This is a genomic window from Microbacterium sp. CH12i, assembly GCF_000685355.1.
Classification (GTDB): domain Bacteria; phylum Actinomycetota; class Actinomycetes; order Actinomycetales; family Microbacteriaceae; genus Microbacterium.
Genome location: NZ_JHET01000007.1, coordinates 404,610 through 424,848, shown reverse-complemented (window position 1 = coordinate 424,848; position 20,239 = coordinate 404,610). Strand labels below are relative to the sequence as shown.

Below are 20,239 nucleotides of genomic sequence, written 5' to 3'. Positions count from 1 at the left end.
GATGATTCTTGTACGACAGGAAATCGGCGATGTGCTGAGGGACTTCCGCCTGCAGAAGGGGCGCACGCTCCGGCAGGTCGCGGGTAAGGCTTCGGTCGCGCTCGGATATCTCAGTGAAGTCGAGCGTGGTCAGAAAGAGGCATCGAGCGAGATTCTCGCTTCGGTTGCCGACGCACTCGATGTGCCCATCTCCATCATCATGCGCGAGGTCGGAGACCGTATCTCCGTGCTCGAGGGTATTCAGGTCTTCCCTGATGTCGTTCCCGACGATCTTGTGGCGTCCGTTGAGTCCGAGCTCTCACTGCACTGACCCTCTTACGGGTTTAGACCAGACTGTTCTCATACATGCGACGCAGTGAGTTTCTTCGCGCGGTGAGCCTTGAGTTCGGTGCGCGCGCGTCTTCGCTGACGACTGACCTTGTGCTCGATGCAGTGGGTGGGCGTACCGCGCTGGAGGCACTTGACGCCGGCATTGCGCCTCGTGATATCTGGATCGCTCTCTGTGTGGAGACCGATGTTCCGGCTGAACGCCGCTATGGCGCGGGCCGTCTAGAACCTCGCCGCCGGTAAAGATGCTTGTGACGCGCTGATTCGGCGTGTCGTCGAAGATCTGTTCGAAGCCCGGGTATCGTTCTGCACAAGTGGTTTCGAGGACTTGTCTTCCACAGTTCCTGGAGCAGATGACGCAATGTCGGAGGCTCCTTCTACGGTGAAGACAGGCCGAAAAGCCATACGCCTTGTCGGAGAGTTCGCCCCAATCGGGGCTGCCGCGACAGCCTACAGGCGGCACCACGCAAGCATAAGGAGCACGTCATGCCATCACCCGCCGACCGCGAGAAGTCCCTGGAATCAGCCCTCGCTCAGATCGACCGACAGTTCGGCAAGGGCTCGGTCATGCGATTGGGCAGCGACGAGCGTGCGCCGGTTGCTGTCATTCCCACTGGCTCTATCGCCCTTGATGTCGCTCTCGGCATTGGTGGCCTGCCGCGTGGACGTATCGTCGAGATTTACGGTCCGGAGTCGTCGGGTAAGACCACGCTGACGCTGCACGCGATTGCGAATGCTCAGCGTGGCGGCGGAATCGCGGCCTTCATCGACGCAGAGCACGCACTTGACCCCGAGTACGCCAGGAAGCTTGGCGTCGACATCGACGCCCTTTTGGTCTCGCAGCCTGACACCGGTGAGCAGGCGCTCGAGATCGCCGATATGCTCGTGCGTTCTGGTGCGATCGATCTCATCGTCATCGACTCGGTTGCAGCCCTGGTGCCGCGGGCGGAGATCGAGGGCGAGATGGGCGACTCCCACGTTGGCCTGCAGGCCCGCCTCATGTCGCAGGCGCTTCGTAAGCTCACCGGTGGGCTCAGCCAAACCAACACGACCATGATCTTCATCAACCAGCTGCGTGAGAAGATCGGTGTCTTCTTTGGGTCGCCCGAGACTACGGCCGGCGGAAAGGCGTTGAAGTTCTACGCTTCGGTTCGCCTCGACATCCGTCGCATCGAGACCATGAAAGATGGCACCGAGGCGGTGGGTAACCGTACCCGTGTCAAGGTCGTTAAGAACAAGATGGCCCCTCCCTTCAAGCAGGCAGAATTCGACATTCTGTACGGGACCGGCATCTCCCGCGAAGGTAGCCTCATCGATTTCGGTGTGGAGCACGGCCTCGTGAAGAAGTCGGGTTCCTGGTACACCTACGACGGCGATCAGCTCGGACAGGGCAAGGAGAATGCTCGTTCGTTCCTGCTCAAGAACGCCGATGTTGCGCGCGACATCGAAACGAAGATCAAGCAGAAGCTCGGAATCGGTGGCGCGGTCGCTGACGAGGCTCCCGCTGCCGATGACGAGCTCGCGCAGCGTCGTCCCGCGTGATGTCGACAGGTGAGAACGGGGGCGAGGACAACCTCGCCCCCGTAATCCCGCTCTTCGGCCGGCGACAGCCGGATCACGATGAGCCGCTCCACGCTGTGGGTGAGAACCATCCCGCGCACCGAGGTCTGCGCAAGATGGCGGCATCTGTTCCCTCGGGGGAGCAGACCTCCACCCCGAACGCCGAGATTGGCTCGGGCCTCGAGACCAACGTCGCAGCCGAGCCTGACTCCGACCTTGAGCCCGACCGGACGCGCGAAGTCGGCGCGGCGGCACTTGTTCGAAAGCTCCGCGCGCGCTCACTCTCGATCTCTGAGTCGAGGCAGGTGTTGCGCGGCCACGATCTGACGACCGCGCAGATCGACGATGTGATTGACGAGTTCTGTCGTCGGGGATACCTCGACGCGGGGTCCTCGCAGAGCAGCTGGTGCTCTCCGGAGTCGAGCGCAAGGGGCAGGGGCGCGTTGCGCTCTCGCGTGCTCTCTCGCAGCGCGGCATTCCGCGCGATGTCATTGACGCGGCGATGGGCGATCTCCCTGACGACGATGCGGAACGGGCCCTTCAATTCGCCCGCACGAAGGCGCGATCGCTCTCACGGCTCGACTTTGATACGGCGCTGCGACGCCTTGTGGGGCAGCTTGCTCGTCGCGGTTACGGCGGCGCCGTAGCCATGAACGCCGCGCGAATGGCCCTCACCGAAGCATCGTTGGGACAGGCGCCGAGCGGAGTACGGTTCGTAGACTCGGACTGAGTGCGCAGAATCGCTCGTAGAATAGGTGAACCATGACTATCCCGCGCAGCGAACCGACGATCATCTCGCCCTCGTCGGCGTCCGTCGATGCCGACGGCCGCCAGCGAACCTACGAGGTGCGCACCTTCGGTTGTCAGATGAACGTGCACGACTCCGAGCGTCTTTCCGGATCGCTGGAGAGTGCTGGCTATGCCCGAGCCGACTCGGGTTCCGAGGCCGATGTCGTCATCATCAACACGTGCGCCGTGCGTGACAACGCCGCCGGTAAGCTCTACGGCACGCTGGGTCATCTGAAGTCCATCAAAGACAAGCACGACGGTATGCAGATCGCCGTCGGCGGTTGCCTCGCGCAGATGGACAAGGACGTGGTGCTCGACAAGGCGCCTTGGGTCGACGTCGTATTTGGCACACACAACATGGGATCGTTGCCCGGCCTGCTCGAGCGCGCGCGTCATAATGGCGACGCAGAGCTCGAGATTCTCGAGTCTCTCGAGGTTTTCCCCTCGACGCTGCCGACCAAGCGCGATTCCGCACACAGCGGCTGGGTGTCAATCTCGGTCGGCTGCAACAACACCTGCACGTTCTGCATCGTCCCGAGCCTGCGTGGCAAGGAGAAGGATCGTCGGCCCGGCGACATCCTGAACGAGTTGCGTCTGCTCGTCGACGACGGTGCGATCGAGATCACACTCCTCGGTCAGAATGTAAATTCTTACGGCGTCGAGTTCGGCGATCGTCAGGCGTTTGGAAAACTGCTGCGCGCGGCGGGCGAGATCGAGGGACTCGAGCGCATCCGCTTCACGAGCCCGCATCCTGCCGCGTTCACTGATGATGTCATTGATGCCATGGCAGAAACGCCCTCTGTGATGCCGCAGTTGCACATGCCGCTGCAGTCCGGCAGCGACCGCATCCTGAAGGCGATGCGTCGCTCGTACCGCAGCGAGAAGTTCCTCGGCATCCTCGACCGCGTGCGCGATCGCATCCCTGACGCCGCGATCACCACCGACATTATCGTGGGCTTCCCCGGTGAAACCGAAGACGACTTCGAAGACACGATGAGGGTCGTCGAGAAGGCTCGCTTCGCCAGCGCGTTCACATTCCAGTACTCCATCCGCGAGGGCACACCCGCCGCAACGATGGAAGATCAGGTACCCAAGGCAGTTGTGCAGGCGCGGTACAACCGTCTGCTCGCTCTGCAGGAGCGCATCTCCGTCGAAGAGAATGAGAAGCAGGTCGGCCGTGAAGTCGACGTTCTCGTTTCCTCCGCCGAGGGTAAGAAAGATGCCGAGACCCACCGCCTGACCGGCCGAGCCGAAGACAACCGTCTCGTGCACTTCGAGGTCACCGAAGGCTCCGAGATTCCGCGTCCGGGCGACGTCGTCACCGTGAAGATCACCCACGGCGCGCCGTTCCACCTGCTCGCCGATGACCCGACCGGTGCTCCGTTGCGCATCCGGCGGACACGTGGGGGAGACGCGTGGGATCGCGCGCAGGCAGAGTCCTGTGCCGTTCCGGCGACCGCCGGTGACCCCGGTGCTCCGCGTGCGGTGTCGCTGGGGCTTCCCACGCTTCGCGTCGGTGTCTAGTCCAGCTCCGCGCCTCTGGGCGGTCGTCGGCGCCACCGGCACAGGCAAGAGCGATTTCGCCCTTGACCTTGCCGACTCGTTGCGCAATGCGGGCAATGCCGCTGAGATCGTCAACGCCGACGCCATGCAGCTGTACCGGGGCATGGACATCGGGACGGCAAAGCTTCCGCTCGCAGAACGCCGCAGCATCCCGCACCACCTATTTGATGTGCGCGACGTCACCGAGGAAGCCGCGGTGGCGTGGTACCAGCCGCTCGCGCGCGCCGCGATCGAAGACATCCATGCGCGTGGCGGCGACGCCATTCTGGTTGGTGGTTCGGGGCTGTACGTCTCCAGCGTGATCTTCGACTTCCAATTCCCACCTCGTGATCCGGTTGTCCGCGAGCGTCTGGAGCGAGAGCTTGATGAGCAGGGCGCCGATGCCCTGTTCGCGCGACTGCAAGAGCAAGACGCCGCCACTGCTGCCCGCATCGACCGGAAGAACGGCCGCCGCCTCGTCCGGGCGCTGGAAGTACTCGCTCAGGGTTCTGACACGCACGGTGCGGCCCTACCCGAGGCTCCCCGGTTGTGGCATCCGAACACCCGCATCATTGGTCTGCACAGCGAGCGCAGTGAACTCGTTGAGCGACTCGACAGGCGCGTGGAGCGGATGTGGGAGCAGGGGATGCTGTCCGAAGTCCGAGCGCTCCGCGAGGCGGGTCTCGAACACGGTGTGACCGCGGGACGGGCTATCGGCTATACGCAAGCCCTGGGCCAGCTCAATGAAACGCTCACGGAAGAATCAGCGATCGCCGAGACGCAGGCCCTCACCCGACGGTATGCGCGTCGTCAGGTGTCGTGGTTCAAGCGCTATCCCGAGCTTGAATGGATCGGCCCGGGGACGGATCCGGCGACGCTACTCTGACCGACGTCAGTGGTGCGTGTCAGTATCGTGACATGGTCACTCACTTCTTCACTGCATCCAGCCTTGACGGATTCATCGCCACTCCAGGGCACTCGCTCGACTGGCTCTTGAAGCAGGACGTCGATCCCGAGGGACCGATGGCGTATCAGCCGTTCGAGAAGACGATCGGCGCGCTGGCGATGGGAGCATCCACATACGAGTGGGTCATGGATCATGAGGAGGGCCGCTGGGGCTACACCCAGCCGACATGGGTGTTCACTCATCGAGAGCTGAAGATTCCCGACGACGCTGACGTGACACTCACCAGTGAACCGATCTCCGAGGTGCACGCGAGCATGACTGCGGCCGCTGGCGGCAAAGACCTGTGGGTGGTCGGCGGCGGCGGCCTCGCCGGTCAGTTCGCCGACGCGGGGCTGCTCGATGAGATCTGGGTGCAGTTCGCGCCGGTGACACTCGGAGCTGGCGCGCCGCTGTTTCCGCGAATGCTCGACCTCGAACTGCTCGAGGTCGCGCGCAACCGCGACTTCCTGTGCGGTCGTTACCGGGTATCGCGCCTGACGCCGAGCACGAAGTAGACCGCGGGGCCGATCCAGTTCACCAGGATGACCGGAATCCATGCGGGCTTCGGTCCTCGAAGATCCTCGTCAGCCCGATGCGCCAGATCCCAGAACGCCAGTGTCGCCAAGGTGACCTGGACGATTCCGAGTGCCGCGAGTGCCACCTTGCCTGCCAGGTTCACCTGGCTGATGTCCTTCTTGTCGTGCCCCATGTCTCGACCTCCTTGGTCCATCCTCGACCTCGGATGCCCCGTGCGCCAGCCCCGGCTGCCACATGGTCTCTAAACTGAAGACATGGTCGCATTCACCAAGGGACACGGCACCGGCAACGACTTCGTCATCATCGCCGACCCGGATGGCGAGCTCGAGCTCACCGCCGAGCAGGTGGCCGTGCTCTGCGACCGACATTTCGGAATCGGCGCCGACGGCATTCTTCGTGTGGTCCGCTCTGCAGCCCTCCCGGAGGGACGCGGCAGCCCTCCGAGAGGAGCCGGCTGCCGAGTGGTTCATGGACTACCGCAACGCCGATGGCTCCATTGCCGAGATGTGTGGCAACGGCATCCGGGTCTTCGCGCACTATCTGGTCCGCGCTGGACTCGCCACAATTGACGCGGGCTCGACGCTGCCGATCGGAACACGCGCCGGCGTGCGCGATGTGACCAGTAGCGGCACTGGTTACCAGGTCGACCTTGGACGTTGGCGCCTATCCGGCGATGATCCACTTGCCATGGCCCGCGGCCTCGACGTCGCTCGTCCTGGCCTGGGCATCGACGTCGGCAACCCGCACGTCGTGGTCGCTCTCGCCTCTGAGGGAGAGCTCGCTGGTCTCGAACTCGAGTACATGCCTGAACTTGAGCCACAACTTCCCACTGGCGCGAACGTGGAGTTTGTCGTGCCCGGCGACCCGCTCGTGCGTGACGGCATCGGGCATGTCTCTATGCGAGTGTTCGAGCGTGGTGTGGGGGAGACTCTCAGTTGCGGTACCGGAGTTGCAGCTACGGCCCTTGCCGTGCGCTACTGGGCCGGGGAGCGTGCTCCGGACAACTGGCGTGTTGAGGTGCCAGGCGGCACTCTGAGCGTGCGGATGTTCCCCGCCGAGGATGGCGAACATGTCGCACTATCCGGCCCCGCGCAGCTTGTCTACAGCGGAACCGTCGACCTGGTCTGAGGTCTGTGCTTGTCGGTGAAATAAGTCATTGGATTACCGCGGAAAAGGCGAGAATCCACTGCATCAGCAAATATGGGTGGCATGCCCAAGCAGATCCGCTTCAACGCCTTTGACATGAACTGTGTTGCTCACCAGTCCTCCGGGATGTGGCGGCATCCGCTCGACCAGTCAGCGCGATACAAAGAGCTCAGCTACTGGACTTCATTGGCGAGGCTTCTCGAACGCGGCAACTTCGACGGACTGTTCATCGCCGACGTGCTCGGCACCTACGACGTGTATGGCGATTCCAACGAGGCAGCAATTCGCCACGGGGCGCAGGTGCCAGTGAATGACCCGATTCTGTTGGTTAGTGCCATGGCTGCCGTGACCGAGGATCTCGGCTTCGGGGTGACCGCTGGCACCGCCTACGAGCATCCCTATCCTTTCGCGCGACGCATGTCGACGCTTGACCACCTCACCGAAGGACGCGTGGGCTGGAACGTTGTGACCGGCTACCTTCCCTCCGCAGCGCGCAATATGGGCCACGACGATCAGCTTGAGCACGACCAGCGCTATGACGTTGCCGACGAGTATCTTGAGGTCACCTACAAGCTGTGGGAGGGATCCTGGGAGGATGACGCCGTCATCCGCGACCGCGAGAGCGGTGTGTTCACCGACCCGTCAAAGGTGCACGAGATCGGCCACCACGGTGAGCACTTCACGGTGCCAGGTATCCACATCTCTGAGCCCTCGCCACAGCGGACGCCGGTGATTTACCAAGCCGGCGCTTCGCCCCGCGGCATCGAGTTCGCCGCAGGCAACGCGGAGGCGATTTTCGTTGCAGCGCCCACGAAGACAGTGCTCGCAGGAGTGGTGAAGCGTATTCGCGATGCCCTAGAGGGGGCGGGACGCGACCGCTACTCCGCGAAGATCTACACGCTCCTGACCATCATCACTGATGAGACGAGCGAAAAAGGCGCACGCTAAGCACGAAGATTACCTGCAGTACGCGAGCGACGAGGGCGCCCTGGTCTTTATGTCGGGGTGGATGGGCATCGACCTGTCGAAGTACGACCTTGACGAACCGATTGGCAACGTCAAGAGCAATGCCATTCAGTCAACCGTCGCAAACTTCCAACAGGCTGGCGATGACGGCAAAGAGTGGAAGGTTCGTGACATTGCCCGGCTGGGGAACATCGGCGGCCTGGGCCCACGGGTTGTCGGTTCCCCGGATGAAGTCGCGGATTTCCTCCAGGACTGGGTAGACGAGACCGACGTCGACGGGTTCAACCTCGCGTACGCCATCACCCCGGGCACGTTCGAGGACATCGTCGAGTTCATCGTGCCGGAGTTGCAGCGCCGCGGTGTCTACCAGACCCAGTACACGCCAGGCACTCTTCGTCAGAAGCTGCACGGTCGTGGAGACCGGCTCCCCGAAGAACATCGTGGAGCGAGCTATCGCGTGCACACCACAGCGAAGGTCTGACCGCGCTCAGGCGATGTCGATCGGCATCGTCTGCGGCGTACCGTGCTTGCGCACCTTCAGCACACGATAGCCCTTGCCCGTCGCGGTACGAAACACGCTGTAGCCAGGGGGAAAGCTCGCGCCAATCCACCGCTGCAGCGAATCCGCTCCGAGGTTGCGCTGTACGACGAGCCAGGCGTCACTGTGCTCATCGAGGCGCGGAATCCAGCGCAGCAACATGTCATGCAGCACGTTCTTGCCCACTCGGATCGGCGGATTCGAGCGGATCGTGCGGAACATGACGTCATCGGGAACATCGTCGGGCAGCACCGCGTTGATGTTTTCTAAGCCAAGCGCCTCGGCGTTGCGACGAACCAGGTCGAGAGCACGCTCGTTCACATCGACCGCCCACACCGTGGCATGGGGGGATGCGAGCGCCATCGTGATGCTGATTGGCCCCCAACCGCTGCCGAGGTCGAGAAAGTTCCCGCCCGGCGGCAGTGGCGGCATACTTGCGAAAAGCACTGCTGTCCCGGCATCCACGCGGTCAGGACTGAAGACGCCACCAGCGGTAGTCACTTCGAGTTCGCGACCTGCGAGGGTCACCTTGATGGTTCGCAGGTTCTCCGCACTTGCCGGGGCCGCAGTGAAGTAATGATCGGACCCCATACGGCGAGCGTACCGGACAGCGGGGTTAAGGTTAAGGTGCCGAACACAGAAGGCAGAGGATGACGAAAGCCACAGACGAGACACACTCCGACGAGATGCTGGACCGCGTGCTTGCGAATGCAGAAACGCGCACTGCGGCGCGGGTATTCGGGGGCGCGCAGGCGCTGCAGAATTCTTCGACCGCCGCATTCGGCGACCACGACGGAAATCAGTGGGATTTGGAGGATCGGCACGCGCTGCGTCGTGTCGTTGGCCTCTCCACCGAACTCGAGGACGTCACAGAGGTCGAGTACCGGCAACTGCGTCTCGAGAACGTCGTTCTGGTGGGTGTGTACCCACAGGGTGCGCAGTCGGATGCCGAGAATTCTCTGCGTGAGCTCGCTGCCCTCGCCGAGACCGCCGGTGCCGTCGTGCTTGACGCCGTGCTGCAGCGGCGCCCGCACCCGGATCCGGCGACATACCTGGGCCGAGGGAAGGCACAAGAACTCAAGGATCTCGTCGCAGCGACTGGTGCAGACACCGTGATCGTCGACTCCGAGCTCGCGCCCAGCCAACGGCGCGCGCTTGAGGACGTTGTGAAAGTGAAGGTCATCGACCGCACGACCGTCATTCTCGACATCTTCAGCCAGCACGCCAAGAGCCGCGAGGGTAAGGCGCAGGTCGAGCTTGCGCAGCTCGAGTACTTGCTTCCGCGCCTGCGCGGCTGGGGTGATTCGATGAGCCGTCAGGCCGGGGGCCAGGTCGGTGCCGGCGGCGCGGGCATGGGATCGCGCGGTCCTGGTGAGACGAAGATCGAGCTTGATCGGCGCCGCATCCGCACCCGCATGGCGCTGCTGCGGCGACAGATCCGTGATTTCACCCCCGCGCGGGACGCGAAGCGTGCTGAACGCAAGCGCAACACGATTCCCTCGGTCGCGATCACGGGGTACACGAACGCGGGCAAGTCGAGCCTGCTCAACGCGCTTACGAGTGCTGGCGTGCTCGTCGAGAACGCACTGTTTGCGACGTTGGATGCCACGGTGCGTCGCACGGCAACGGCTGACGGCCGCGTCTATACGTTTACCGACACAGTAGGTTTCGTCCGCAATCTGCCGCACCAGCTCGTTGAAGCATTCCGCTCGACGCTAGAAGAAGTAGCAGACGCGGACATCGTGCTGCATATCGTCGACGGAGCACACCCTGATCCTGCGGGTCAGTTGCAGACGGTGCGCGACGTGATGGGTGATGTCGGAGCACGCGACATTCCCGAGATCGTCGTGTTCAACAAGGCGGATCTCATCCCCGACGACGAACGCCTCGTGCTGCAGGGCCTCGAGTCCCACGCGCACTTTGTCTCTTCGCGCACAGGTGAGGGCATCGAGGAGTTGCGTCTGGCGATCGACGAGGCGCTCCCGAAACCGGCCGTCGAGGTGCATGCGCGGGTACCGTACGACCGCGGTGACCTCGTGGCAGCGGTGCATGAGACCGGCGTACTGCTGTCGGCAGAACACGGCGAGGACGGCACTGACATCCACGCACACGTCTCCGAGCGGCTTGCTGCAGAGTTAGCGCCGTTCGCGCGCTGAAGACGCTTAGCTGGCGGTGAAGCGCGCCTCGACGGCCGCGGAGACGATGATCTCATCGGGTTCGTACTCCATCGTCGGTGCGGAGTCGGATACTGCGAACGCCATCCCGCGCGCTTGCATCATCTGTGGGGCACGTTGCGGCTGCGCTTTGGAGATGAGGCCGACATCGGCGATTTCCAGCGGCGTGACGGTGCTGAGGTTTAGAGCGCTGGCGTAGGCCTCGGCGCGTGCGACGGCAACGCCGACGGCGGATGATGCGACTTCGCGTTCTACCCTGGCGCGGGTCTCAGGAGTCAAATCCCAGTTCACCCAGCCGATCTCGACACCGTCCCATGCGGAGATATCCGACACCCAGATCGACAGCTCGGATGCTTCGGTGAAAGTCGCGCTGAAGTCGATGGTCGCGTGATAGACCAGGGCGAGGCGCTTGCCTTCGTTGTTCCACGGCCGCTCTGCGCGCACCGCAAGACGCTTGCTCGTCCAATCGGCGACAGCGCCTGATTCTTTACGTTCGGCGATGCTCGCACGTACAGGTTCGGCAAGGCGCATCACCCGGTCAACGACCGCGGCGCGCTCAGGGCCCTCGGTGCGGACGGTGACGCTGACGGTGGCGCGTTCGGGCGCGACTCGCGCCTCGTTCTCGCCTCGGACGGTGATGGTGACATCGCTCATGGTGCGACTTTACGCCAGACCGGGAATGAGGTGCCCTTGCCCCGCGGGCTACACGAGCGCATACTGATCCTGTTACTGACACTGGACGTTGCTTAGGCAGATGACGGGGCATTTCGACCCCGCCCGTCCGACCTTTGAGTTCCGTCGCATTGCCGCACGGATCGTTTCTCAGCGGGAGTCACCATGACAACGAACAAGCGCATCACGGATCTGACGGACTACACGAGCGTCCTGCCGTACGCGAGTGAAATGTTCGGGGTTTACCAGCCCATGATTGGCTGGCGTTCGGCTCGGCAGAAAGATCGGCTGCGGCCCGGTTTTGACGAAGCCATGGATGGGCTGCTCTACTCACTCTCCAAGCGTTACGTTGGCGACGTCGCCAACGCGCGCTTCGACACACGAGAGTGCGATGCCTCCATTGACCGCATCGGCATCGGCCATCTGCTCGGCCCGCGCATCGTCACGGATGGGTCGAGCCGGCTCCTCGCGTCCATCGCTACAACGCTGCCGACTACCCCGCCCGTTGACGAGGAGTGGCGACGGTATGTCAACGAAGACCAGATTCAAAGCCTGCTCGACACGACGGTCAAAGAGTTCTATCTCGAAGACTTCCGGAGACAGTGTTCTGACCTTCACCAGCGGGAACGTATGCCCGCGTTCGCCGAACTCGAACGCACGCAGTTCGCGCGCGTTGAGCGCGAGTCGGCCCTCGGTGCTTCCTTGCTGAACCTGCTCGAGACGAAGAACTTCTCGCTCCTGTACAAGATGTTCTACGTCGACCCAGACGTCAACGAGCAGGCGGTCACCGACGCCATCATCGCGCAGCTGAATGCCGACGATCCGTTTGCCACATTTGACCCCAACCGAGACATCTCGAACGTCAACCTGTCACCGCTCGGCATTGTTCACCTGTTTCGACAGTTCTTCTTCGAGCTCGACTCCTTTCTCGGCACGCCCGTCGAGCACGTCTGGCTCAGCCCCGGCTCGCTCGTCGAACTGATCGAAATCAGCACCCGCCGCAGCTACACAGAGCAGATCATCGAGCAATCAACGGAGACAACAAAGCGAACGGAAGACAGCAGCACCGACCGCGACGAGCTCTCTGAAGCCGTCAAGACTGACAACAAGAACGACTTGAAGCTTGGCGCATCCCTCACGGTGAACCAGTCCTGGGGCTCTGGAAACGCGACCGCAACCGGCAGCATGAACCTCGAAACAACCCAAGACACGGCCCGCGAAAATACGCACAAGCGGATGCGCGAGCAGTCGTCAAAACTGTCATCGGAGATCAAACAGAACTACAAGTCGACGTTCAAGACGATCAACGAGACGATCGACACCTCGAGCAAGCGCTACGTCCTGAACAACACCACCGACCTCCTGGTCAACTATGAGCTACGTCGCAAGATGCGCCAGGTGGGTGTGCAGGTGCAGGATGTGGGCACCTATCTGTGCTGGGAGACCTTCGTCGACGAGCCGGGCAACGATCTCGGGCTCGCGAATCTCGTCAACATTGCCAAACCCGCCGACCTCACGCCAGTGCCCGCACAGTCGAATCAGCAGTACCCGCCAGACAAGTCGGTGTCGTTCACCGGAGGGGTGTCGTGGACATTCGACAACACTCGTCGTTTCAACGGCGCTGACGGATTCCTGCCGCTCGGCGCTATTGCCCTCCCGCCCGCACCAGACGGGTACGAATTGAAGTATCCGGGAAGCATGGTCGATGTCGTCCAAGTGTCCGGCACGGGGGAGGACTTCGCCGGCGCCTGGGCGTTCAAGGGGCGTTTGGTCGATGCCGCCAATGTGCAGGTGGGCCCGTTCATCGGCCCCGGAGGAATGAAGTGGGATGAACGAATCGACTTCGTCGTGGGCGGGGTCGTGGCGTTCACTCCCACTGCCGCAACGAAGTCGGCGATCGATGCCGCCAATTCCAAAAGCGCAGAGGTCGTGACGGCCGCCAATTTGGCGAACGCCCGCAAAACGCAACAGGCCTTTGTGGATGCGGCCAAGGTGCGCATCGAGGCAGCCAGCGGCATCAACACCCGCAAGTATGAAGACCTCCGCGAGGAGGAGCGAATCATCGTTTACCGCCGGCTCATCAGTGCGCTAATGACCACCGCGACCTACCACCTGCCAGAGAGCACCACGAATGACCACACGCGTCACGTGATCTCAGAGCTACTGAACTCAATCTTCGACATCGACAAGATGCTCTATTTTGTGGCTCCGGAGTGGTGGAAGCCGCGCCTCCACTCCCACCAGTACTTGGCGCAGGGGAGCAACGAGGCCATCTTCGACAGCAACGTCACGAACTGGGCAGACAACCAGTCGCGGCCGGACAATTACTACATCACCGAGAAATCGCAGTTTGCGCGGATGGGTAGCTCGCTTGGCTGGCTCCTGGAGCTCGATGGCGACGACCTCCGCAACGCCTTCCTCAATGCACCCTGGGTCAAGGCCGTCATCCCCGTTCGCCCGGGGAAGGAACTTGAGGCGACGAACTGGCTGCAACAGGTGCACGTGGAAGGCACAGAGGGCTTGGACGGGCTCTATCAAGCGCCCGCCGCAGAGCTCGCGGAGATTCGCGCCGTCCTGGGGGTGGCCGATGTCACGCTTGCCGATGCCATCAAGTACCTGTGCGCCAAGGTGGCGGAGAAGCATCAGGAGTCGCTGCAGGTGGGCAGGTATCCCGCGGAGGAGATCAACGACGACAATCGGGTCAGTGCGACCCCGGTCGACAAGGTCTACGAACACGGTTTCTACCCCCTTCAGGGTGGCTTCCGTGCCGTGACAAGCCAGCCGTATGAGGTGTTCGATCAATGGATTGAGGTGCTGCCGACGGATCAGGTAGTACCGGTCGAGGTCAAATACGATGCGAAGACCGGTCGGCAGAAGTAATGGCGCACCGTGGGCACGTCGAAGTACTCCCGTTGGTTCGACACCTCCGCTTCCATGCGGCCGGTGACGGAAAGTAACCTGACCGATTTCTTCACCACCGGCGAGGAGGCGTTCGCGGATCTCGCCGATCGCCTCGAGTTGGACGCGGGGGCGAAGGCGGTGTGTTACCTCCTGGGTTGGTCGTGCGACATCAACACGACGGTTCGCGCGGTGGCCTCACCCTCGGGCACGACGCTCGGACAGACACTGAGCTACTTCGCGAAGCAGGGCGGTGCCGTGCGCGCGATGCTGTGGGAAAACACCATTATGAAGAATGCCGGATGCGCCGACGCGGTGAAACACATCGGCAGTCTGCCGAACGGGTCGAGCGCAATACTCGACCATCGCACTCCCCTCGCGGGGGCGCACCACCAGAAGATTCAAATCGTGGTGCCTTCGCCCGACCACGGTGCGGATGACGCGGGTTTGGTGGCAGCCATCGCCTACTGCGGCGGCATGGACGTCTTCACTGACCGGATCGGGCCGACGGGATTCCATGACGTGCATTGCAAGATTCGTGGGCCCGCGGCGGATGATCTTGTGAAGGTCTTTCAGGAGCGCTGGAATGACCATCCGGAGCACGGAACCGGGCTGAGCGACCGCACATCTGTCGTACCAGCGGGAGGCAATTCGCTCGTGCAGGTGTGCAACACCTATCCCACGTTTCAATCGAGATTGGCCTACTCGATCCTGGTGAAGAACTACCTTCCCGTGATCAACAAACAACTCAAGGGCAGCGGCGCGCTGACCGCGGGCGATATGGGGGTCAACGGTTCTGTCAGGTACTACAACTTCTACGACCCGTCGAGGGGCGTGCAGCAAATCTGGCGGGCCGTGAAGAGGGCGATTGCCGAGGCCACGCGCTTCATCTACCTCGAGGATCAATACCTTACAAACAATGGGTGGGCGACGCACTGGCCGCCAAACTCGCGTCTGCTGCAGACGACTTTCGGATCGTGATCGTCGTTCTTCACCCCGACTTTGCCGACGTCCAACAGGCTTGGCCGCGCCGCCGCGCAGTCTTTGCGAAGATGCTTGCCGCGGATCCTCGCCGCAAGCGCTGGACGGTCGTGCATCGCCGGGCAGATAGGCCGCACGCCTACGTGCACTCGAAGACGTGGATATTCGATGACGAGTTGGTAATCACGGGTTCTGCAAACGCCGACCGCCGCGGCTACACCTACAACTCGGAGACTGATGTGGTGGTTGCCGGCGATGTTGCCTCCTTGGCTGTAACAACCCCAGGGGCAACGACTGTCGCCCAAGATCTGCGCGCCCGACTATTCGCTAAGCACCTCGGTGGGAACCCCGGCGACTACCTCAACGCCGCGGCGTCACTGATGAAGTGGTTCGGTGATCTGTCGCGTACTAACGTCGCCGTGTTCAACCCCTCGGCCCAAGTCGGGGCGCCAGACAAGTACGTCGTCCAGTTGCAGGCGGCGGCGGTAACAACCCCGATCGTCCAGGGGGCCCTCAACTTCATGCCCGGCCGTCCCGAGGATTGGCTCTGGGACTATATCGAGGATCCGGATGCCGCGGTGCCTTCGCCGTGACGGTGGGTGGTTGGCCAACTGTAGGTCCCGATTCCGCTCGACGAGAGTCTGGCTGACGAGACACTCGTCGTTGACGTTGTGCAACGAGTACACCGGATTTTGATAGCCGCAGATGGATCTCCGTATGGCTCTTGTCGTAGGGGCGGGAGCGGGTCTGGGCGATATCGCGTTGTTGGAGCCAGTCCGATCGAGTTGCGCAGCAACCGCGACGGCTTCGTGGTCGAGATGCCCCGCAGCTGCATACCGGTCGATGGTCGCCGGGCTCATCGCCTCCAACTCGCCGATCGTCTCGCTCGTCGCGAACGGTTTGTAGAGATCTCCGGCGCCTCGCAGCAACGGCAGCCAGATCGGGAGCATCACCACGAAGTACTTCCCGCACGGCAGCCCATCAACGCCCACATGCTCAAGCAGCAGCGGGGACTCATCGCTATACGACTTCGCGCGAAGCCGTCGCCGATCGACCTGCTCGGCAGGCTCTGGCAGCGGCGGTCCGGTCAGCATCCGCCTGGCGCTTGAACGTCCCATCCCGGTCGTCGCCGTCCCCCCCCCACACGCTCAAAGAAACTGAGGCACGTCGGGGAATGGCAGGATGAACGTATCCGTTGTATCCTAAGAAGCTCGGGTGTTTCGGCATCCGAGGTGATAAATCCACAGAGTGACAACGGTCCCTTCGCAAGAAGGAACACGGGGCTGATCGGTTTCGACAGCGCCTGTGAATCCACGAGAAGCGGGCCGAGGATGCAGGGTTATCTCGTGAACGCTCCCTGCAAAAAATAGTTGCCGAAACAAAGCGCAACGACTTCGCCCTCGCTGCATAAGCGAGCCCGATAGTCCGTCAGACCGTATGTGATTCCGATACGGACCCTGGCGTCATTTAGGAATCTTGCTGTGTGATGGCGTCTGGACGTCACGCGGGACTCTTCCCAGGCTGGGCTTGTCGACTTAGGTGTCTGTGGCAAATGTCGGAGCCGAGTAGAACGTCTGCACAGACTGCGCCCGGAGAAGACGTGGAGACTCAGCGTTGGACGGGAGTTCGATTCTCCCCAGCTCCACCAACCGTTGTCACTGTGGATAACCCCCGCGTTACCTTACGAGAGTAAGGAGCGCGGGGGTTTTTCTATGCCCGTCCGGTGTACCAGAATCCGGACGACCTGCGAAGGGTCGCCGTCCGCCGGGGGCCGAACGCGATGGCGACCGTGGATCGTCTGACACCAGCGCTTCCCTCACCTGGTCCCCCTGCTGTCGGGCCTGGTGGGCTTTGACGACTGCGACACGCAATGTATCAAGCGTGTATGCCCTAATGATGTCCTAACCCTGCTCGAAGGCAACCATGGCGCTGTTGGAAAATCGGGCACGCAGATGCTCGACACCCAGCGGGAGCACATCACCCCGAACGCGAGACTGGTCGACCGTGCCAAAGAACGGGCGAGGCGATTCCGGTCCCTCCGACATAATCGACGCAGTGAACCCCATATTGAGAACCGCCACCGGGCTGTCGGCGAGAGCACCGGTCGATTGACCCAGGACTTCGCTCGGCACTGTTGCCGTGGCGTTGAAGACCATAACCCCGGTCCAGTTAGGATCTAGCATCATCTGAGCCAGTGCCATGTACAGATGGCTGTCTGGTTGCGACGGCTCCGCGTTCGAAAGCACTTCGGTTATCAGCGCCGTCAAGCGGATGGATATCCCGCGAGGGTCCTCGTTCAGCCCGCTTGCCGAGGTGTATACATCCGGCGCCGATGCAAGATCGTGCATGGTTCTGTTCGTCATGGTCTTCACAACGACGATGGGTGCTTTCGCTCCGATGACGGTTGAGTCGACGATGAAGCGCCACCGTTCCGCAGCTACATCTCCTGTGACGGATAGTCGGGAAGCTCCCGATACAACAGCAAAGATGCCATCGGTGCGCAGGAGCGCATCTTGGGTCTCCTCCGGAAGCTTCAGCACCAGAGAATGATCATTGCCCGCCTCGTCGGTTGTGTCGCCGAGAACGATTCCGGTCGCTGGGGTCGAGGTACCCAGCCCCGAACCCGGACCTGGAGTCTCCGGACGGAGCCCGCCGGGTGTTCCAGGCTCTGGCCTTGCGGAATGCGGCGATTGATCTTCGCTGCCGGACGTCGGGAGACGGGGTTTCGTGACCTCTGGTCTCTTGACTACTGATTCGTCGACGACGAGCGGTGGGGTAGGCGGAGCCGGCGCGGATGGCTCGCCTGTCTCGAGGTCTCGGGACGCGGGAGTGTTTCCCTTCTCCGGCTCCGTAGCGGTGATCTGAGTGGGCGCCGATCGGTGAGCGGAGTAGATCGACGCCACGACCGCTCCGGTCAATGCGAGGCCGACGACAACGACCGACGTCACAACCCAGAGACCTTGACGCTTCACGCAGCCCACAACCAATCTGCTCTTGCGGGCGAGACTGCGTCGTCGTCGTACCATCCAGCCAACACGTTGCTCATGGCACGATCATCCCAGACGCCTGCGGGGATCTATTGTCAGCAAGACGGAGATCAGGGCTGGTTGATGAGCAAGAGGCCCTGTTTCGTATTGGCCAGGGCGACCCAGCCTTCGCCGAACTCGTAGGTCATGCCGAAGCCCTCTTCATCGGTTTGGAGGGAGAACTGCGGATCCTCGGTGATGTAGGTGTGTCCGTCGGCTTCGGCACGCTGCCAGCCTTCGGCGATGAGGGTTTGCTGAGCGGCAGCGGATGCGGTCTGGTCGAGCGGCGCCCAGCCGTAGACCTGGACGTGGTCCGACGCGACGCTGTAGTCGCCCCAGACGCACTGAATTCCGCCGTCGACAACGTCGGCTCCGATCTGGAATTCTCTTTGCTGGTGAGTCCAACCGATCTCGCTCAGGCTCGTGACCGTGCTGGGCGCGATGATCGTCTCGCAGGTCGGTTCGGCGGCAGCGGTCGGCTCAGGTGTAGGTGTCTCTTCGACCGCAGGTTCTGCGGGCGGAGCAGCGCTTTCGGTCGGCGGCGGCGATGTCTGCGCTTCGGGTGTAGCAGCACAGGCGGTCAGGGGCAGTGCGAAAGCCAGGGCGGCGATTGCGGTGAAGACGGCGCGACGGGTCATTTCTGGCCTCTCGGATCAGTCGTTCGCGGGAGTGTGGATGAGCTCGAGAAAGGCATTGTGCAGGATGCCGTTGCTGGCGAGAGACGAGCGCGCAGAGATCGTCTCCACGCCGTCGAACGACGTGAATGTGCCTCCTGCTTCACGGACGATGGGGACAGCTGCTGCGATGTCGTACTCTTTGACGTCGAACTCCGCGACCATCTCGAGTCGTCCCTCGGCCAGCAACATGTACGCGAACACGTCCCCGTAGGCGCGGTCACGCCAGACGCGGTCCGCCACGCGAAGGAGCGCGGGGAGACGGCCGGCATCTGCCCATTGCGTGATGCTCTGAAAACTGACGCTGGCGTCGTCGAAGCTATCGACGGCAGAAGTGTGCAGGCGCTGTGGTCCGTCGTCGGTTGCGGTCCAAGCGCCGGTGCCGGTGGACGCCCACCAGCGGCGGCCGAGGGCCGGCATACTGACAACGCCGACCTGAGGCACACTGTCGACTGCGAGCGAGACCATCGTGCCCCAGAGCGGCACGCCGCGCAGGAAATTCGCGGTGCCATCGATCGGGTCGATGATCCACTGTCGGTGTGCGTCGCCTTCGGTTCCAAACTCTTCCCCGAGGATGCCGTCTGTCGGGCGTTCTTCGCTCAAGATGGCCCGGATGGCGCGTTCGGTGGCTAGATCGGCATCCGTGACGTGTGACCTGTCGGCCTTCGTCGAGATCTCCAGATCGGCCGCATCGAAGCGTGGCAGAGACTGCGCATCTGCTGCGTCGGCGAGTCGGAGGGCGAGCTCGAGATCACTCTCGAAGGCTGTGGTGGCGGGGGAGTCAGTCACTCTCTCAGGATAGTCTCCGGCCCGTCAGAACAGGTCGCGCCTCGATTTCACATGACGCTGAACAACTGGTAATGTTGTTCCTCGGCCGGGGTAATACCGGGCCATGCACCTCTAGCTCAATGGCAGAGCAATTGACTCTTAATCAATGGGTTCCCGGTTCGAGCCCGGGGGGGGTGCACGGAATAGCCTCGGAATCTCTCGCCAGATTCCGAGGCTTTTTCATTTTCCGGCGAGCGCTAGCCTGTATGCGGCAGGGGAGGCCGTATGAACCAGAAACTTACGCGCGCGGGACTTGCGTTGCTTGGCGTCACAGCCTTGTCGATCGGTTTGAGCGCGTGTGCGAGTGACACGACCATCGACTACACGAGCGACGCGGTCACCGTTTCGTCCGGAGAGACGTTGGTCATTGATTTCGGCATGATCAACAGTTCTGTCGGCGACGGCTGGGTGATCACGACGGAGCCGGACTCCGCAATTCTCGGTGCCGGCACTGCGGGTACGAAATACCTGGGTGAGGAAGGTTCCACCGGAGGTGGGAACTCGCTGACCTACCGATTCCCGGCGGTGGGCGCCGGAACGACTGTTATCGAGTTCGAATACGAGTTCCGTGGCGAAGTTCCTGATGACGTCGCCGAGCAGGAGACCGCACGCATCGAAGTCACTGTGAAGTGACG

The 20,239-nt window shown here is 62.4% G+C and carries 19 protein-coding genes, 1 tRNA gene, 1 other RNA gene and 2 pseudogenes; 17 read left to right on the top strand and 6 right to left on the bottom strand.

The genetic code is table 11. The features are described from left to right. Position 1: 1 nt before the first annotated feature. The 7 genes from DC31_RS10525 (at position 2) to DC31_RS10495 (ending at position 5,679) form a co-directional block, all read left to right on the top strand. On the top strand, positions 2 to 310 hold the full coding sequence (locus DC31_RS10525) for a helix-turn-helix domain-containing protein (RefSeq protein ID WP_036279648.1): 309 nt from the start codon (positions 2 to 4) through the stop codon (positions 308 to 310). Between the two features lie 35 nt (positions 311 to 345). After that, positions 346 to 570 carry a DUF3046 domain-containing protein gene (locus DC31_RS10520; protein ID WP_036279644.1) on the top strand — a complete coding sequence of 75 codons (225 nt, stop codon included), beginning with the start codon at positions 346 to 348 and terminating at the stop codon, positions 568 to 570. A 243-nt stretch (positions 571 to 813) separates the two neighbouring features. Then, positions 814 to 1,869, top strand: coding sequence for a recombinase RecA (recA, locus tag DC31_RS10515; protein WP_036279641.1), 1,056 nt, complete (start codon positions 814 to 816; stop codon positions 1,867 to 1,869). 424 nt (positions 1,870 to 2,293) lie between these two features. Next, entirely contained in the window at positions 2,294 to 2,617 is a 324-nt protein-coding gene (locus tag DC31_RS19445; RefSeq protein WP_235201432.1) for a regulatory protein RecX, read from the top strand. A 32-nt stretch (positions 2,618 to 2,649) separates the two neighbouring features. Beyond that, positions 2,650 to 4,200, top strand: a complete 1,551-nt coding sequence (gene miaB / locus DC31_RS10505) for a tRNA (N6-isopentenyl adenosine(37)-C2)-methylthiotransferase MiaB (RefSeq protein ID WP_036279638.1) — start codon at positions 2,650 to 2,652, stop codon at positions 4,198 to 4,200. Continuing rightward, entirely contained in the window at positions 4,193 to 5,104 is a 912-nt protein-coding gene (miaA, locus tag DC31_RS10500) for a tRNA (adenosine(37)-N6)-dimethylallyltransferase MiaA (protein ID WP_036279635.1), read from the top strand. Before miaB ends, miaA begins: the two co-directional genes overlap by 8 nt. 32 nt (positions 5,105 to 5,136) lie before the next feature. Continuing rightward, positions 5,137 to 5,679, top strand: coding sequence for a dihydrofolate reductase family protein (locus tag DC31_RS10495; RefSeq protein ID WP_036279909.1), 543 nt, complete (start codon positions 5,137 to 5,139; stop codon positions 5,677 to 5,679). On the opposite strand, the gene DC31_RS10490 is transcribed toward DC31_RS10495, so the two are convergent. Next, entirely contained in the window at positions 5,643 to 5,873 is a 231-nt protein-coding gene (locus tag DC31_RS10490; protein ID WP_036279632.1) for a PLDc N-terminal domain-containing protein, read from the bottom strand. The two genes, DC31_RS10495 and DC31_RS10490, sit on opposite strands and share 37 nt — an antisense overlap. An 82-nt stretch (positions 5,874 to 5,955) precedes the next feature. Here DC31_RS10490 and dapF point away from each other — a divergent pair. Together dapF and DC31_RS10480 are read left to right on the top strand one after the other, a co-directional pair. Next, a pseudogene (gene dapF / locus DC31_RS10485) lies at positions 5,956 to 6,829 on the top strand (diaminopimelate epimerase). Between the two features lie 81 nt (positions 6,830 to 6,910). Continuing rightward, positions 6,911 to 8,294 (top strand): annotated as a pseudogene (locus DC31_RS10480) (LLM class flavin-dependent oxidoreductase). Between the two features lie 6 nt (positions 8,295 to 8,300). Here the strand turns inward: DC31_RS10480 and DC31_RS10475 are convergent. After that, positions 8,301 to 8,942 (bottom strand): class I SAM-dependent methyltransferase, encoded by a 642-nt coding sequence (locus DC31_RS10475; protein ID WP_036279630.1) that lies wholly within the window; start codon positions 8,940 to 8,942, stop codon positions 8,301 to 8,303. A 59-nt stretch (positions 8,943 to 9,001) separates the two neighbouring features. Here DC31_RS10475 and hflX point away from each other — a divergent pair, with 59 nt between their 5' ends. Beyond that, a complete protein-coding gene (gene hflX / locus DC31_RS10470; RefSeq protein ID WP_036279628.1) occupies positions 9,002 to 10,507 on the top strand; it encodes a GTPase HflX in 1,506 nt (501 codons plus the stop codon). Between the two features lie 6 nt (positions 10,508 to 10,513). On the opposite strand, the gene DC31_RS10465 is transcribed toward hflX, so the two are convergent. After that, a complete protein-coding gene (locus DC31_RS10465; protein ID WP_036279625.1) occupies positions 10,514 to 11,179 on the bottom strand; it encodes an SIMPL domain-containing protein in 666 nt (221 codons plus the stop codon). 183 nt (positions 11,180 to 11,362) lie between these two features. Here DC31_RS10465 and DC31_RS10460 point away from each other — a divergent pair, with 183 nt between their 5' ends. The 5 genes from DC31_RS10460 (at position 11,363) to ssrA (ending at position 16,724) form a co-directional block, all read left to right on the top strand. Then, a complete protein-coding gene (locus DC31_RS10460) occupies positions 11,363 to 14,077 on the top strand; it encodes a hypothetical protein (protein WP_036279622.1) in 2,715 nt (904 codons plus the stop codon). Between the two features lie 63 nt (positions 14,078 to 14,140). Continuing rightward, complete coding sequence (locus DC31_RS18435; RefSeq protein ID WP_160173221.1) at positions 14,141 to 15,076, top strand: hypothetical protein; 936 nt, start codon at positions 14,141 to 14,143, stop codon at positions 15,074 to 15,076. After that, a complete protein-coding gene (locus DC31_RS17010) occupies positions 15,019 to 15,669 on the top strand; it encodes a phospholipase D-like domain-containing protein (protein ID WP_051606722.1) in 651 nt (216 codons plus the stop codon). Before DC31_RS18435 ends, DC31_RS17010 begins: the two co-directional genes overlap by 58 nt. Before the next feature lie 192 nt (positions 15,670 to 15,861). Continuing rightward, positions 15,862 to 16,185, top strand: a complete 324-nt coding sequence (locus DC31_RS18430) for a hypothetical protein (RefSeq protein WP_051606719.1) — start codon at positions 15,862 to 15,864, stop codon at positions 16,183 to 16,185. 170 nt (positions 16,186 to 16,355) lie between these two features. Beyond that, positions 16,356 to 16,724: a transfer-messenger RNA gene (ssrA, locus tag DC31_RS17630) on the top strand. Between the two features lie 253 nt (positions 16,725 to 16,977). Here ssrA and DC31_RS10445 read toward each other — a convergent pair. The 3 genes from DC31_RS10445 to DC31_RS10435 form a co-directional block, all read right to left on the bottom strand. Then, entirely contained in the window at positions 16,978 to 18,048 is a 1,071-nt protein-coding gene (locus DC31_RS10445) for a hypothetical protein (RefSeq protein ID WP_152545395.1), read from the bottom strand. A 125-nt stretch (positions 18,049 to 18,173) separates the two neighbouring features. Beyond that, on the bottom strand, positions 18,174 to 18,740 hold the full coding sequence (locus tag DC31_RS10440; RefSeq protein ID WP_036279614.1) for a hypothetical protein: 567 nt from the start codon (positions 18,738 to 18,740) through the stop codon (positions 18,174 to 18,176). Positions 18,741 to 18,755: 15 nt separating this feature from the next. Further along, entirely contained in the window at positions 18,756 to 19,565 is an 810-nt protein-coding gene (locus tag DC31_RS10435; protein WP_036279612.1) for an inositol monophosphatase family protein, read from the bottom strand. A 105-nt stretch (positions 19,566 to 19,670) separates the two neighbouring features. On the opposite strand from DC31_RS10435, the gene DC31_RS10430 reads away from it, so the two are divergent. Together DC31_RS10430 and DC31_RS10425 are read left to right on the top strand one after the other, a co-directional pair. Further along, a tRNA-Lys gene (locus DC31_RS10430) sits at positions 19,671 to 19,743 on the top strand. Between the two features lie 86 nt (positions 19,744 to 19,829). Further along, the gene (locus DC31_RS10425) at positions 19,830 to 20,237 is read left to right on the top strand and encodes a hypothetical protein (protein WP_036279609.1); all 408 of its coding nucleotides are present in this window, start codon (positions 19,830 to 19,832) and stop codon (positions 20,235 to 20,237) included. The last annotated feature ends 2 nt before the right edge of the window (positions 20,238 to 20,239 follow it).

Excerpts from the sequence above, each read along its gene's own strand:
- miaB (WP_036279638.1), top strand. The coding sequence starts at position 2,650 with ATGACTATCCCGCGCAGCGAACCGACGATCATCTCGCCCTCGTCGGCG.
- DC31_RS10520 (WP_036279644.1), top strand. The coding sequence starts at position 346 with ATGCGACGCAGTGAGTTTCTTCGCGCGGTGAGCCTTGAGTTCGGTGCG.
- DC31_RS10525 (WP_036279648.1), top strand. The coding sequence starts at position 2 with ATGATTCTTGTACGACAGGAAATCGGCGATGTGCTGAGGGACTTCCGC.
- DC31_RS10440 (WP_036279614.1), bottom strand. The coding sequence starts at position 18,740 with ATGACCCGTCGCGCCGTCTTCACCGCAATCGCCGCCCTGGCTTTCGCA.
- DC31_RS10425 (WP_036279609.1), top strand. The coding sequence starts at position 19,830 with ATGAACCAGAAACTTACGCGCGCGGGACTTGCGTTGCTTGGCGTCACA.
- DC31_RS10490 (WP_036279632.1), bottom strand. The coding sequence starts at position 5,873 with ATGGGGCACGACAAGAAGGACATCAGCCAGGTGAACCTGGCAGGCAAG.
- recA (WP_036279641.1), top strand. The coding sequence starts at position 814 with ATGCCATCACCCGCCGACCGCGAGAAGTCCCTGGAATCAGCCCTCGCT.
- DC31_RS10460 (WP_036279622.1), top strand. The coding sequence starts at position 11,363 with ATGACAACGAACAAGCGCATCACGGATCTGACGGACTACACGAGCGTC.
- hflX (WP_036279628.1), top strand. The coding sequence starts at position 9,002 with ATGACGAAAGCCACAGACGAGACACACTCCGACGAGATGCTGGACCGC.
- DC31_RS10475 (WP_036279630.1), bottom strand. The coding sequence starts at position 8,942 with ATGGGGTCCGATCATTACTTCACTGCGGCCCCGGCAAGTGCGGAGAAC.
- DC31_RS10495 (WP_036279909.1), top strand. The coding sequence starts at position 5,137 with ATGGTCACTCACTTCTTCACTGCATCCAGCCTTGACGGATTCATCGCC.
- DC31_RS10465 (WP_036279625.1), bottom strand. The coding sequence starts at position 11,179 with ATGAGCGATGTCACCATCACCGTCCGAGGCGAGAACGAGGCGCGAGTC.